Genomic DNA, 14,233 nt, shown 5'->3' with positions numbered 1-14,233 from the left:
TCACAGGGTCGTGACGCTGCGGGCCACCGCGGCGTCGGTCGGTGCGTAGCCGAACGGGGCTGCCGCCACTGCGCCGGGACGGGGCCCGGTCAGCGCCAGCGCCTCCTTCGGCAGTCCGTTGGTCAGGTCGAGGGCGTCGACGCGCAGCTGCCGGCCGGGGGCGGTGTCGCAGCTGAAATCTGCCGCGGTGGTCCCCCACCACTGGACGACGAGGTAGGGACCGTCCTCCTCCGGCAGGTCGGCCGCCACCAGCCGCTCCCCGCCCACGCGGCACTCGAGCACCGCGGCGCGCTCCAGCCGGACCTGGAGCATCCAGGCGTCGCGCCGGGTGGTGATCCGTACGTCGACGGTGCGGCGGTCGGCGGCCGTCCGCTCGCCGGTCGCGGCGATCTCCGGGGCGGGGATGCCCAGAGCCGGGGCCCCAGCGGTCAGTGCGGGCTGCTCGAAGGGGAAGTAGTGATCGACGGGGGACCGGCGGGCCCCGGCGCCCAGGGCCTTGGAGGTCCAGACGTCCGGTTCGGGGTCAGGCGATACCCACAGGGACTTCCGCTCGGCGGTGTCGCTGACGTGGATGAGGGCGTCCGGGCGGGGGCGTGCGTCGTCGTAGTCGTACCGCACGGCGGTGGCGACCAGGAGCGCGCAGGCGGCGGCCGCCGCGAGGGGCACCGTGACCCTGCTGCGCGGGGATCCGCCGAGTGCGGCGAGCAGCGGGAGCGCGCCCAGGCACAGCAGCGTGAAGGCGACGGCGGCGAGCGGCAGGCCGAGCGCGGTGAGCAGCATGTCCGCCAGAGGGGCGTAGAGCACGGCGGCGACGGCGAGCGGTGCGGTCAGCCACGCGACGGCAGCGGAAGGGGCCTGCGCCGAACCTCCGTCGTGGGCCGCGGCCCACAGGGCGGGCAGCGCGGCCAGCAGCGGCCACTGGAAGAGGTAGCCGGCGCCCGGGGCGAGGACCGTGGCGGCGCACAGCAGGACGGCCCAGATGGTGGCCGAGCCGGCGAGCCACTCGGCGGGGCGCAGGCGGTCGCGCGCCGCGCGGGCGGCGGCCAGCACGGGCGCCAGGGCCGCACACGCCATGGCGGCGACGTACCCGCCGCGGGCGTACGGCTCGTGGAGCGGCAGGGCCCGGGTCTCCGGGCTCAGAGCGAGCGCCGCCCACCACTGCGCAGTGACGGCCAGCGCCACGGCGGCCGTGACCAGCAGGGCGCCTCCGGCGGCTGCGGCCGCGCGCCCGGGCCGCAGAGCGCCGCGACGGGCGCCGCGGACGGCCAAGCCGGCGAAGGCGAGCACGGTCAAGGCGGCCAGGACGGACGCCCACCGAACCGGGTAGTCCACCAGCAGGTGGCCGAAGAGGTCGAAGTAGACGGCGGTGTGGCCGCTTCGCAGCGTGCCGGGAGTGTCGGCGAGCAGCCGGGTCAGCGCGAGCATGGTTTCGCCGTGGTGCTGGAGGCTGCCGCGGTCGAGCTGCTCCACGCTGTCCGAGGCGTCGTGGTAGTCGTGGAAGCCCTCGATGAAGGCGAAGTTGAGCCCGGTGGCTCCCGCGTCCCGGAAGGCCGTGAAGTCACTGCCGTTGGGCATGTTCCGGTAGACCTCGTAGGAGAGCGAGTTGGCGAAGGTCACTGCTCCCGTTTCGGAGAGGGCGCGGACGAGGCGTGCGCTGCCGTCGCCGGCCTCGAACATCAGGGAGGGCCCAGAGCTCCCGCGCGCCTCCCAGTTGAGGACGGCGGCCACGTCGTCGACACCGTGGCGGCGCACGTAGGCGCGGGCGCCGAGAGCGCCGAGCTCCTCGCCGTCGGTGAAGAGGAAGACCACGTCCCGGTCCGGCCGGTCGCCGGTGCCGAGGGCACGCAGGCATTCGAGCATCGCGGCGACGGCGGCGCCGTCGTCGGCGGCGCCGGGGGCGCCGGGGGCGGAGTCGTAGTGGGCGACGACGAGCAGGGCGCCGTCCTCGGCCGGGGCGCGCCCCGGCAGGGTGGCCACGATGTTGTGGACCGTGGCCACCGGATACGGGCTGCCCCAGGCCCGGGTGGTGACCTGGTCGGTCTCGACGTCGACGCGGGCGCCGAGCTCCTTCAGCCGGGACACCAGGTGGTTGCGCACCTGTTCCTGCCGGGGACTGCCGAGCGGGTGCGGCTCGGCGGCGACGACCCGGAGGTCGGCCTCGGCACGGCCGGCGGAGAACCGGGCCGGGTCGGCGTTGCCCGGCAGCGGGTCCGGCGGCGCCACGGCGAGGACGGCCAGCACCGCCAACACTGCGGGGACCAGCAGCGGGAGCCATCGCAGCAGCCGGGCCCGCCGACGAGCCGGCGGTGGGGAGGGGCTGCTCGGCGTGGTGTCCGGTGCCGTTGTCGGGACGCCCACGGGGCGGTCTCCTTCTTTGTCGCCGCCGTCGGGCCACGGCCGGGCGGGGGTGGGACGGGTGGGAACGAGGCGGACGGATGGGTGGACGGGGTGGGGGCGTGGGGCTGGGCGCACCGGGAAGGGGTCCCGGCCCGCCCGGCCCGGCGTGCCTGTGGCTACGAGGCGGTCGAGGACACCGCCGCGGACGCGGCCTCGTGGCGCTCGCGGACGCTGCGCGGCCGCATGTCGGTCCACACCTCGCCGATGTGGGCGAGGCAGGACTCCTTGGAGCCGGTGTGGCCGGCCTCGGACCAGCCGGCGGGCAGAGGGCGGTCCACGGCCCAGAGGGAGTACTGCGCCTCGTCGTTGACGACGACGTGGTAGAGCTCTCCGGTCGTCTGCGTGTCAGCCATTGCGGGCGTCACCTCGCTGCGTTCTGGAAGAAGTCGGACACGGTGAGTCCGGCGCCGGCGGCGACGGCCCCGTCGTAGGCCCAGCGGCCGACGGCGAGGTCGAGCACGCCGAGGCCGAAGGGCGAGAAGACTGCAGGCCGTGCGGGGTCGCGCGCGACACGGCCGTTGAGCAGGTCGGCGAGCGTTCCGTGGATGAAGTCGCGGTTGCCGACCTGCTGCTCGGTCAGGTGGAGGGAGGTGCGCTCACGCACAGCGTGGTCGATGTCGTCGGTGAAGTTCTGGGAGGCCAGAACCAGTTCGGGCGCGAGGTCGCGCAGGGAGAGGTGGAGCACGACCGGGTTGTGGGCGAGGAGTCGCGGGTCGTGCAGGTGGGGCTCGCCGGCGACGGTGGTGAGGATGACCAGGTCGCAGTCGAGGAAGGCCTCGTCGACGGTGTCGACGGCGCGGACGTCGGTGCCCTCAGGGGTCTGCGCGGAGAGCTGGGCCGCGAAGCGCTCGGCGTTCTCCCGCTTGAGGTCGAAGACGCGGTAGCCGCCGGCCTTCCAGTCGAGGTCGGCGAGGAAGCGGGTGACATGACCGGCGATGAGGCCGCTGCCGATGATGCCGATGCGCTCGGCCGTGCGGGAGCCGATGAGCGTCTCGGCGCCGAGGACCGCGGAGGCTGCGGTGCGGGTGGCGGAAATGATCGACGACTCGATGCAGGCGTACGGGTAGCCGGTCTCGATGTCGTTGAGCAGAAGCACCGCGGAGGCTCGGGCCAGCTCGTGCCGGGTGTTCTCGGGAAAGCTGGCGATCCACTTGATGCCGGCCGTCTCCGTCCCGCCGCCCAGGTACGCGGGCAGCGAGATGATCCGGGCCGAGGGGCGGTCCGGGAAACGGAGGAAGGCGCTGTGCGGGTTGGCTGTCTCGCCCGCGTCGTGGGCGAGGTAGGCGGCGCGCACGACGTCCACGCATTCCTCCCGCCGGCCCTCGATGCGGCGCAGGACGTCGGGCGCTCCGAGGACGGTGAGGGTGGGCAGCGGAGCGGTACCGGGGCTCTCCGGATCGTCCGCGGGAGTGGTCAGAGGTTCGGTCATGGGGCTTTCCTACGAATGGTCGGCGGTCCGGGAGGACCGGCTGTGGCTGATGACGGGTTGCCGTGGACGGCACTGGAGGAATGGCCGCCCTGTTCTCCGAGGCGCTCCGATCACTGATCGAGAACTGCGGTCGTCGCTGGTCGGGGACCTGGCGGCGGCGGGGCGTCTTCCGGACCATGAAGTGCTGGTCGCGAGGGATGCGGAGCGATGGACTTGAGCGCGTCCGGCAGACGGATACGGGTCGGCATCGACGCCGGCAAGGGGCATCACCGGCCGGTGGCGGTCGATGCCGACGGCGAGATCCTGTTCTCGACGGGGGCTGCTGCACGCCCAGGCCCTGCTTCCGGCCCCGGCGCCGGGTCGACGTACTCTGTGCGATGTCGTGCGACGAGAGGCTGTTCACCTCCGCTCCACCGGTCACGCAGACGCCTTGACACGATCATTGAGTTTCCTTTCAGCCGCTGAGGGCTGCGAGGCCGTCGAGGGCCGCGGGAGCGGCGGGGACGGCCGCGGGCAGGGGGCCCGTGGTGCCCAGGTGCTCGGCCGTCCAAGCGGGGTCGTAGATCGTGTCGGCGTACGCCTGGCCGCGGTCGGCGCAGAGAAAGGCGACGGTGGGACGGCTCGGGAGGGCGCGGCCCTCAAAGTAGCGGCCGATCGCGGCGTACACGCTGCCGGTGGAGCCGCCGCAGTAGAGGCCGTGGCGGCGCAGCAGCCGGTGGCAGCCGTCGGCGGCCTCCGCCTCAGGGACGATGACGACGTCGTCGATCACGGCCTCCCGGACAAGCGGCGGCACCATGCTGGAGCCGAGCCCGGGGATGCGGCGGACCCGCGGCGGGCGGCCGAAAATGGCCGATCCTTCGGCGTCGACGGCGATCACGCGGACGTCCGGGAAGGCCTCCCTGGCGCGCCGGGAGAGCCCGGCGACGGTACCGCCGGTGCTCACACCGACGAAGAGGTGGTCGAGCTGCGGGAGAGCGTCGCAGAGTTCGCCGCCTGTGAGGGTGTGGTGCGCTTCGACGGCGTCAGTGTTGGAGTACTGGTCGGGCCAGTAGGCGCCAGGGATCGAGGCGACGAGCTCGCGAACCCGCTCGAGCCGGGTGGCGAGGTAGCCGCCGCTCGCGTCGCGCCGGGTGACCTTCTCCACCCGGGTGCACACCATGCGCAGGTACGCCTCGGTGGACGCGTTCACGTTCGGGTCGATCACGGGCACGAAGTCGATGCCGAGGGTCCGGCAGAACGATGCGAGCGAAATGGCGAAGTTCCCGGAGGACGACTCCACGACGGTGCTGTCGGCGGTGATGTCGCCGCGCTCGATCGCCTGCTTCAGGATCCAGAACGCCGAGCGGTCCTTGCTGCTTCCGTTCGGGTTGCTGAACTCGAGCTTGGCGAAGAGGTCGAGGCGCTCGTCGGCGAGCTGAACCAGCGGGGTCCGCGGCATCGCGGAGCGGAGCGTCGCGATGCGCGCGGCGAGCGCATCGGCACCGCCCTGGCCGGACGGCCGGGTGTGGTTCACGTCAGTCCGTTTCTGTCGGTGGGGAGCAGTCCCGGTCGTGCGGGACGCCGGATCAGTGGGCCCGGCCGGCCCGCCCGGGTGGGGCGGGCGAGTCGGAAGCGGAGGAGGGGCTTTGCCCTCACCTTCGGGGGCGTTCGGTGTTCGGGGCGCCGGACCGGGCGGGGCGCCAGGGCGCTGCCAACCGGTCCGGGCCGGTCGGCGGGTTGACCGCGCGGGCAAGGCAGGGCCGGACAGTGGTGGCGGGGGCGATCGGTCCCCGGTCGGCGCGGTATGCGCTGCGGTGGCCCGTGCCTGTCGGCGGGGCACCGCCGGGGGAGCGTACGAAGGGATGTCGCCGGAAGGCCGCCGCTGCTGCGTGCACGTGCGGGCGGCTGGGCGCCGGCCCGTGCTCCGAGGTTCGGCCACTGCTGAGCGGCCGGCTCGTCAGTCGGCCCGGCGGTGCCGGGTCTCGGTCCTGCGGATCGCCGCCGTCCGGACACGTGGGTACGCAGCGGGCTCGCGGCCCGGGCTCGGATCCGGCGGTCGCGCTCCCGGCCCCGGCCCTCCCCGCTGTGGTCCCGGGAAGTGCCGGTCAGTCCCAGGCCCAGTTCTCCTGGCCGGCGGTGGCCGGCGCCTGCTGCTCCTGCGCCTCCGCCGCGGAATTCACCATGCTCTGCGGAGCGGCGGCCGCCGTGGCCGAAAGGGAAACTCCCGAAACCACCAGACAGGCTGCGATGACGGCCACGCGGACGGAATTCTTGATACCTGCGCTCATTTCCTTCTCCCGTGAAATCTTCATTGGTCTTCGTGCCGCGGGCGCACTCGGGCCACCGTGGGGCTTTCCGGGCGCTTTCCGTTCGGCGATGAATCGATCCTGGCTCGTCCGCGGTGCCGTGTCAGCACTTTCCCTATGGCCGCTGGAGGCCATGTCACCCTCATGCCAGGTGGCCGACCGCTGTCACCATCCGGACGGCGGTTCCCGTTCGTCGTGCGCCGCGGCTACCCCGAGCATGAGGTCTCCGCCGCACTCCACAAGTCGCCATGACTTCACATCTTCGCAGTTCAGCCAGGCAGTCCAAGCTGATCTGGCGGCGCTCTCAGCCGCCAGGAGGCTGGGCGCGACCACGAAGGTCATCGCGACCACATGCTGCGGCAGCCGCCGCAGCGTGACGTGCTGGACGTCCCGTGCCGGCCGAGCGGAGAGCAGCGCGGCCAGCGGATCAAGATCTTCCCCCGTCGACGCCTCGAAAAACGCCGGAGGCGGCTGGAGCATCACTTTGATGGCATACACGGAACGCACCTTATAGGGTGCACCCGCTACGCCTCCCCGTGTCGGAAGTGGCCGCTTGGGGACATGGCATGGAGAGGCCAGACCGCCGCTCTTGGGGGTAGTCGAAAAGGCTCGATAATCGAGAAACTCGACGCTCCTGAAAGCCGTCCGAAGAAATCTCTTGAAGCGAGGTAAGGCACGTGCTGGACATGTCACCGACCATCGGCCGGAACGGCCCTCAAGGGCCGGACGACGAGCAGCCCTACGCGTACCGCATGGAGCCGCTGCGCGAGCCCGACTGGCGCCGGTTCCCGGGCTGGCGCGACGTCACCGAGGCCGAGTGGCGCGACCCCCAGTGGCAGCGCGTCCACTGCGTGCGCAACGTGCGCCAGCTCCGCGCTGTCATCGGCGACGCCCTGTCCGATGCGTTCTTCACGGACCTCGCCGACGACCAGGCGCAGCGGGCGACCATGTCGCTGCTGCTGCCGCCGCAGATGCTCAACACGATCGCGCCGGACGCTGCCCCCGAGGGCCCGGGGAGCCTGTCGGAGGCCTTCGTCCACGACCCCGTACGGCGCTACATGCTGCCGTTGGCCAGTGACCGCACCGATCCGGTGCTCGAGGGCTGGGCCAGCCACCCGTTCGCCTCCCGCGACTCTTTGCACGAGCAGGACATGTGGGTCACCGAGGGTCTGGTGCACCGTTACCCGACGAAGGTGCTGGCGGAGCTGCTGTCGACCTGCCCCCAGTACTGCGGGCACTGCACCCGGATGGACCTGGTCGGCAACTCGGTCCCCCAGGTCGCCAAGCTGAAGTTCGCCGCCAAGCCGGCGGACCGGCTCGACGCGATGCTGGAGTACCTGGCGTCGTCGCCGGGGATCAGGGACGTCGTCGTGTCGGGCGGGGACGTCGCCAACGTACCGTGGCCGCGCTTGGAGGCCTTCGTGTCCCGGCTACTGGAGTTGGAGAACATACGCGACATCCGACTGGCGTCTAAGGCACTGGTCGGCCTCCCTCAACACTGGCTCGACGCGGACGTGCTCGCCGGCCTGGAACGCCTGGCGGCGACCGCCCGGTCCCGCGGAGTCAGCCTCGCCCTCCACACCCATGCGAACGCGGCGCAGTCCGTCACCCCGCTCGTCGCGGAGGCGGCCCGCGCGGTCCTGGCGACGGGGATCCGGGACGTGCGCAACCAGGGTGTGCTGCTGCGAGGGGTCAACGACTCCTCCGAGGCGCTGCTGGACCTGTGCTTCGCCCTGGCCGACCACGCCGGCGTCACGCCCTACTACTTCTACATGTGCGACATGATCCCCAACGCCGAGCACTGGCGGGTCGCGCTGCACGAGGCGCAGTGGCTGCAGACGAGCCTGCTGGGCTGGCTGCCCGGGTTCGCCACGCCGCGAATAGTCTGCGACGTGCCGCTCGTCGGCAAGCGCTGGGTGCACCAGGCCACCGGGTACGACCGCGTCCTCGGCGTCAGCCACTGGGACAAGAACTACCGCACCCGGCTGGACACGACGGGCGAGGGGCCCGGCGACGGCGCGTACGTCTACTACGACCCGATCCACACCCTCCCGGAGGAGGGGCGCGCGTGGTGGCGCGAGCGCTGGGGCACAGCGGCGGCCAGCGGCACCGGGGCGCTCCCGCGCGTGTCCGACGAGCCACTCACGAGAGAACCGGTCACGGTCGGCTGACTCCGCCCTCGACCCTTGGATCGACAGGTGGACCCGTACGCAGCCGGTACTGTCGATCCCCTGGTCCAGAGCTTGGTCATGGCCCTCGATCGGTTCGCGAAATAGCTGCGTGACCATGCCTTTGGGGAGGACGGTGAAGCGACGGACCGTCAGGCAGTCGAGGAACTGAACGCAGATCTCGCGGAGTTCACAGGAGATGTCTTCGCGTTGCGCTTGCCGATGCTGACCGCCGACAAGCTCTGGCCTCGCCGTTTCGGTTGGGGTGATGAGACGTCGCTGTTCGTCTGCTGTCGGGTGGGCGGGGTGGTTTCACTGCTTGGGCATGGCGGTTCCCGGGTCCCGGGGTTGCGTCCTGGGAAGTGGTGTACGGGCTCCCACCTGATCCGGGCGTTTGGCCCGGCATCGGAGTGAGCGCCCGGATACGAGAACGGCCACCGGCTGATCTTTCAAGACGACCAAGTCTTTGAAGGAGATCAGCACTATGACCGCACCCGACAGTCTGCCCCTGCACGCCCTCGCCGAGGACAACCTCGCCTGGGGGTCCCCCCGCTTGCGGGGGAGAGTCCCGATCTGCTGCGCGCGATGATCAAGACGTTCGCCGACGCGCTCATGTCGGCGGAGGCCGACGCCCTCTGCAACGCGGAATACGGGCAGGTCAGCGACGAGAGGGTCAACCACCGCAACGGCTACCGCCCACGCGAGTGGGACACTCCCCCAGCCTCCGGCCGGGGGTACCCCCAGCGCCGGCACCGTCGAACTCGCCGTCCCCAAGCTGCGGCAGGGCCGCTACTTCCCGCACTGGCTCCTCGAACGCCGCCGCCGGGCCGAACAGGCCCTCATCTCGGTGGTCGCCACCGCCTACCTGCTCGGCGTCTCCACCCTCCCCCGCAAGCGGGGGCACCCCCAGCGTCGAGAAACTCGCCGAGTCCCTCGGCGTCACCCAGCTGTCGAAGTCCCAGGTCAGTGCGATGGCCAAGCACCTGGACGAGCAGGTCGTCGCCTTCCGCAACCGGCCCCTGGACGCCGGACCGTACTCCTTCGTCTGGGTCGACGCCCTGACCCAGAAGGTCCGCGAGGGCGGCCGGATCGTCAACGTGCACGCGCTGATCGCGGTCGGCGTCAACGCCGACGGACACCGCGAGATCCTCGGCCTGGACGTGGCCACCGCCGAGGACGGCGCCGACTGGCTGGCCTTCCTGCGCTCGCTGATCGCCCGCGGCCTGTCCGGCGTCCAACTGGTCGTCTCCGACGCGCACGCCGGCCTGGTCGACGCCATCGGCGCGAGCCTGCCCGGCGCCTCCTGGCAGCGCTGCCGCACCCTCCCCCACGCCCTGAACGGGCGCGGGCGGTACCCCCATCGCCCGCAATCTGCTGTCCCAGGTGCCGAAGTCGGCCCAGCCCTGGGTGGCGACCCTGCTGCGGACCGTGTTCGAACAGCCCGACACCGACGCGGTGAAGGCCCAGATGCGGCACGTCCTGGACGCCTTGGAAGCCAAGTTCCCCAAAGCATCAGCCCACTTGGACACCGCCCAGCACGAGCTGCTGGCCTTCACCGCCTTCCCGCGGGAGATCTGGCGGCAGATCTGGTCGAACAACCCCCAAGAGCGACTGAACAAGGAGATCTTCCCCCACGGCTGCGCCGCGGGAGGTGCCCCCAGCCGCACCGACGTGGTCGGCATCTTCCCCGGCCGCACCGCCGTCATCTGCCTGGTCGGCGCGGTCCTGGCCGAGCAGAACGACGAGTGGACCGAGGCCCGCCGCTACATGAGTCTCGACCTCCTCGCCAAGGCCCGCCTCCACCCGATCGAGTCAGAAACCGACGAGACCGTCCTGCCCGCCGAACTCACCGCATAGCCTCAAACCGAGATCACCGAGTGGCCGTCGATACACCACTCCAGCGGACGTGACCGTCAAGGCTCGTGACCGCACGGCTGGTGTCGGGCCGGCCGTCGTCGCGGCGCTCGCTGTAGCGGGACATGGGTGACTTGGCCTTGCGGGTGCTGACGCGCTGCCGCCTGGGTGGCAGGAGGCGGTTCAGGAGCCGGTGCCCGATCAGCCCGACGAGGCCGGTGCCGTCGCTGCTGGAGGCGACACCTGCTGCCTGGATGACCTGGTCACGGGCGGCCTGGAGGGCGATGGTGAAGCAGCAGCGGTCCGGGGCGGTGCCGGGCCGCGACTCGGCGGTGTCGACCATGACGGTCCGCAGCACATGATAGAGCGTCAGCAGGGCCCGTATCTCCTGCTCGACGCCGACAGGGTCGCTCGAACGGCACGACAGCCGTCAGCTCGCCCAGATGACCTGGCGCGAACCGGCCCGCGGCCACAGTGACCGTACGGGTAATAGCCGTCAGCGGAGTGGGCAGGACATGATGAGACGGCAACGGAGCTCCTCGGGAACAAGCTGTCTTGGTCGACTGCCTGTACCAACGAGCTCCGTTGTTCTGCGTCGAAATTCCTTCAACAGGCTTGCGTGACCTGCGAAAACGCTAAGCTTGACTCTGTAGGGGATCTTGGAGTTGCCGGGGTCAGGTGCCCAGGGTGCGCCAGGACTTCGGCCGGGGAATCTCATGCTGATCGAGGTAGGTCTGGAAGGCGGTCGGTCGGCGGGCAGGGGGCGCCTCCTCGGTCGCCGGGAGACCGCTGAGGCGCTCGATGTTGATGGCGATGGCGGTCAGGACGTGCTGGAGGTGGACCTTGCCCTGGCCTCGGTAGCGGCAGCGGCGCATGCCGTGTCCGTGGGCGAACTCGTTGACCGTTCCTTCCACTCCGGAGCGGACCGCGTAGCGGGTCTTCCACTCGTCGGTCTGCTGCTCAGCACGGACGCGGAGTTGCAGGTCGCGTAGTTCGCGTGGGGGAAAGCCCACGGTTCGGTGGCTTGCGCGGGAGGTAGTGCACTGCGCGCGGGCCGGGCACGGCTGACACTGGCTCTTGGTGAACCGGGCCACGATCAGTGGGGCCGCGGTGGGCGAGGAGGTCGGGTAGGGGCCGTGCCAGCCCTGGCTGACCTGGCCCTGGGGGCAGGTGACCTGCCGGCGGTCGTAGTCGATGTGGAAGTCGTCCCGGGCGAAGCCCTCGCCCCGGCGGTGCTGCCGGGTGGGGTTGCCCCGGAGGGGCCCGGAGACGGTGACCTGGTGGTCACGTGCGGCTTGTGCCAGGTGGGGCAGGGAGGTGTAGCCGCTGTCGACCAGGTGCTCGGCGGGCAGCAGGCCGCGGCGGTGCAGGCGGGTGTGGATGCCGGGCAGGACCTTGCTGTCGTGGGTGGTGGAGGCGGTGGTGGTCACGTCCGTGATCACGTTGGGGCCGTCGGGAGCACACGTCTCGGTCAGATGGGCGGAGAACCCCTTCCAGCTGATGATGTGCCCGTGGCGGGCATAGCGGGCCGAGGTGTCATACGGGGAGACGATCGCCCGGGACGAGGGTGGCAGCCCGGGGCCGTCTTCCGTCTCGGCGGTGCGCCGGCGCAGGTGTCCCGCAACGTCGTGGTGATAGTTCTGCACCATGATTTGGCGCAGGGCCTGGACACGAGGGCCAAACGCGCGGTCGCCCCCGTGCCGGTAGAGGTGTTCCAGGAGCCGGACGGCGTCGTTGCCGGTGGCCAGGATCCTGGTCTTGGGCTTGGTGGGGTTCTTGCCCAGGCGGACCGGCCGGCCGTAACGGCTACCCCATTCCTCGTCGACCAGCTCATCCAGCAGGTGCGGGGCGGCGCCGGCGACTTCCTCCAGCGCGGCGCGGACGGCCTCGGTGACCATCTCCAGGCGGGTCAGGTCGCGCACCGCGGCCAGGACATGGGTGGAGTCGGTGCGCTGGGTGGTGCGCTCGCGCACCAGTCCGGCCTCCTTCAGGCGGGCCAGCGCGAGGTCGAGGAGGCGGTCGGCGCGGTCGCCTTCGGTGAGACGGTCGCGGAAGTCGGCCAGCACGCTGTGGTGGAAGCCGGGATCGTCCAGTTCCATGGCGTGAAGTCGGCCCGGAGCGCGGTCCCGGCCTTTCGGCCGGGCCGTTTCTCCGGGCCGCTTCCCCCCGAGTTCGACAGTTGGTAGGCATGCAGGGCGGGTCGGCCGCGGATCTCTGCAGGTGAGAGGGCTGGCACCCGCCTGAGACTGCCCAGAGGTGTGGGCAAACGGATTTGTCATGGGTCTTGCTCTGATCTGGCCTGTTGCTCGATCATGCGGGCATGTACTTGCGGAAGATCCAGCGGCGGAACAAGGACGGGTCGGTGGTCCGCTACCTCCAACTCGCCCACAACCGGCGGGTCGGCGGCACCACCCAGGCCGAGGTGCTGGTCAACTTCGGCCGCGAGGACCGCCTGGACGTCGAGGGCCTGCGCCGCCTGGTCGCCTCGATCAACCGCTACCTCGGCGACGAGGACGAGGTCGCCGCGCCACTGGGAGTCGAGGATGCCGGGCCGCTGACGGTGGAGTCCTCCCAACCGCTCGGGGCGAGCTGGCTGCTCGACGGGCTGTGGAAGCTCCTGGGCATCGACACGGCCCTGGCCTCGCGCATCGACGGGCGGAAGTTCCGCACCGACATCGAGCGCACGATCTTCGCACTCGTCGCCAACCGGGCCATCGCCCCTGCGTCCAAGCTTGCCGCCGCCGAGTGGGCCACCTTCGACCAGGTGATCCCCGGCCTGGACGCCCTCGCCGAGCAGCACGCCTACCGGGCCATGGACCTGCTCGTCGATGCCGACACCCAAGGAACGGTGCAGGAAGCGGTGTTCTTCTCCGCCGCCCACCTGCTCAACCTCGAAGTCGACCTGGTCTTCTTCGACACCACCTCGACCTACTTCGAGCGCGACGAGGCGGATGCCCCGGACGGCGCGGGCTCCAGCCTGCGGCAGTACGGACACTCCAAGGACCACCGCCGGGACCTCCCGCAGATCGTCATCGGACTGGCCGTCACCCGCGAAGGCATCCCGGTCCGCTGCTGGACCTGGCCCGGCGGCACCAACGACCAGACCGTCATCACCGAGGTCAAGGACTCCCTGCGCGACTGGCGGCTCGGCCGGGTCGTCACCGTGACCGACACCGGCTTCTCCTCCGAGGCCAACCAGGCCTACCTGCGCCGGGCCGGCGGCCACTACATCACCGGCGCCAGGATGCGCGAAGGCTCGCACCGAGCCGACCAGGCCCTGGCCCGACAGGGCCGCTACCAGGAAGTGCGTGACAACCTGCGCGTCAAGGAGGTCCGCCTCGACGGTGACGGCGGCAGACGCTGGATCATCTGCCACAACCCCGCCGAAGCCGAGCGCGATGCCGCCCGACGGGAAGATCAACTCAACGCCATTCGTGAGGAGTTGGCGCGCATCAAGACGGCCCGGGAAGCGGACGCGAAGAAGGCGAAGGCCAAGGCCGCCCAGACCGGCAAACGCGCCGCGGCCCCCTCGGACACGCCCCACCGCAAGGCCGAGTGCGCGCTGCGCGACCACCCCGCGCTGGGCCGCTGGCTCAAGCAGCACCCCAGTACCGGGCGGCTGTCCATCGATGCCGCCAAGGTCGCCGCCGAGGCCCGCCTCGACGGCAAGTACCTGCTGGCCACGTCCGATCCCGACCTGTCCGCCGAGGACGTCGCGCTCGGTTACAAGAACCTGCTGGAAGCCGAACGCGCCTTCCGCACCATGAAGTCCACGCTCGATCTGCGGCCGGTCTACCATCGGCTGGACGAACGGATACGCGCCCACGTGCTGCTGTGCTGGCTCGCCCTGCTGCTGATCCGCGTCGCCGAGCGCCGCACCGAGCAGACGTGGCCCAAGATCGCCGCCGAGCTCGGCCGGGTCCACCAGGTCACCCTCTCCGGCCCGGCCGGCAGCCTCCAGCAGACCACCCGCCTGACTGACACCCAGACCAAACTCTTCAAGAACTGCGGAGTGCCCCTCCCGCCAAAGATGAGCGGCCTGAAGACCCCCGAATAGCCCCTGAGCTGGGAAAACACGCTCCGGAGCCGTGGGCAAACGG

Annotated in this window: 10 protein-coding genes and 1 pseudogene; 3 read left to right on the top strand and 8 right to left on the bottom strand. The window is 71.1% G+C overall.

The window, feature by feature from the left end:
• The 6 genes from AC6F7H_RS00110 to AC6F7H_RS00085 all read right to left on the bottom strand — a co-directional run bounded on the left by AC6F7H_RS00110 (nucleotide 1) and on the right by AC6F7H_RS00085 (nucleotide 6,609).
• Entirely contained in the window at nucleotides 1-2,358 is a 2,358-nt protein-coding gene (locus AC6F7H_RS00110; RefSeq protein WP_500754427.1) for a M20/M25/M40 family metallo-hydrolase, read from the bottom strand.
• Between the two features lie 155 nt (nucleotides 2,359-2,513).
• Nucleotides 2,514-2,750: an MbtH family protein gene (locus AC6F7H_RS00105; protein ID WP_500754426.1), complete on the bottom strand. Its 237-nt coding sequence runs from the start codon at nucleotides 2,748-2,750 to the stop codon at nucleotides 2,514-2,516.
• An 8-nt stretch (nucleotides 2,751-2,758) separates the two neighbouring features.
• Nucleotides 2,759-3,826 carry a 2,3-diaminopropionate biosynthesis protein SbnB gene (sbnB, locus tag AC6F7H_RS00100; protein WP_500754424.1) on the bottom strand — a complete coding sequence of 356 codons (1,068 nt, stop codon included), beginning with the start codon at nucleotides 3,824-3,826 and terminating at the stop codon, nucleotides 2,759-2,761.
• Nucleotides 3,827-4,280: 454 nt separating this feature from the next.
• On the bottom strand, nucleotides 4,281-5,339 hold the full coding sequence (gene sbnA, locus AC6F7H_RS00095; protein WP_500754422.1) for a 2,3-diaminopropionate biosynthesis protein SbnA: 1,059 nt from the start codon (nucleotides 5,337-5,339) through the stop codon (nucleotides 4,281-4,283).
• Between the two features lie 571 nt (nucleotides 5,340-5,910).
• The gene (locus tag AC6F7H_RS00090) at nucleotides 5,911-6,093 is read right to left on the bottom strand and encodes a hypothetical protein (RefSeq protein ID WP_500754421.1); all 183 of its coding nucleotides are present in this window, start codon (nucleotides 6,091-6,093) and stop codon (nucleotides 5,911-5,913) included.
• A 183-nt stretch (nucleotides 6,094-6,276) separates the two neighbouring features.
• The gene (locus AC6F7H_RS00085) at nucleotides 6,277-6,609 is read right to left on the bottom strand and encodes a hypothetical protein (protein WP_500754419.1); all 333 of its coding nucleotides are present in this window, start codon (nucleotides 6,607-6,609) and stop codon (nucleotides 6,277-6,279) included.
• A gap of 188 nt (nucleotides 6,610-6,797) precedes the next feature.
• Here AC6F7H_RS00085 and AC6F7H_RS00080 point away from each other — a divergent pair, with 188 nt between their 5' ends.
• Entirely contained in the window at nucleotides 6,798-8,282 is a 1,485-nt protein-coding gene (locus AC6F7H_RS00080; RefSeq protein ID WP_500761593.1) for a KamA family radical SAM protein, read from the top strand.
• 481 nt (nucleotides 8,283-8,763) lie between these two features.
• Nucleotides 8,764-10,136 (top strand): annotated as a pseudogene (locus tag AC6F7H_RS00075) (IS256 family transposase).
• 13 nt (nucleotides 10,137-10,149) lie between these two features.
• On the opposite strand, the gene AC6F7H_RS00070 reads toward AC6F7H_RS00075, so the two are convergent.
• Nucleotides 10,150-10,491, bottom strand: a complete 342-nt coding sequence (locus AC6F7H_RS00070) for a hypothetical protein (RefSeq protein ID WP_500754417.1) — start codon at nucleotides 10,489-10,491, stop codon at nucleotides 10,150-10,152.
• Nucleotides 10,492-10,807: 316 nt separating this feature from the next.
• Nucleotides 10,808-12,232: a transposase gene (locus AC6F7H_RS00065; RefSeq protein ID WP_500754416.1), complete on the bottom strand. Its 1,425-nt coding sequence runs from the start codon at nucleotides 12,230-12,232 to the stop codon at nucleotides 10,808-10,810.
• A 221-nt stretch (nucleotides 12,233-12,453) separates the two neighbouring features.
• On the opposite strand from AC6F7H_RS00065, the gene AC6F7H_RS00060 reads away from it, so the two are divergent.
• Nucleotides 12,454-14,190: an IS1634 family transposase gene (locus AC6F7H_RS00060; protein ID WP_500754414.1), complete on the top strand. Its 1,737-nt coding sequence runs from the start codon at nucleotides 12,454-12,456 to the stop codon at nucleotides 14,188-14,190.
• Nucleotides 14,191-14,233 lie beyond the last annotated feature (43 nt).

It is taken from the genome of Streptomyces sp. MMS24-W38 (assembly GCF_059889265.1).
The sequence above is the reverse complement of the archived record's forward strand: the minus strand, read 5'-3'. Positions and strand labels throughout refer to the sequence as shown.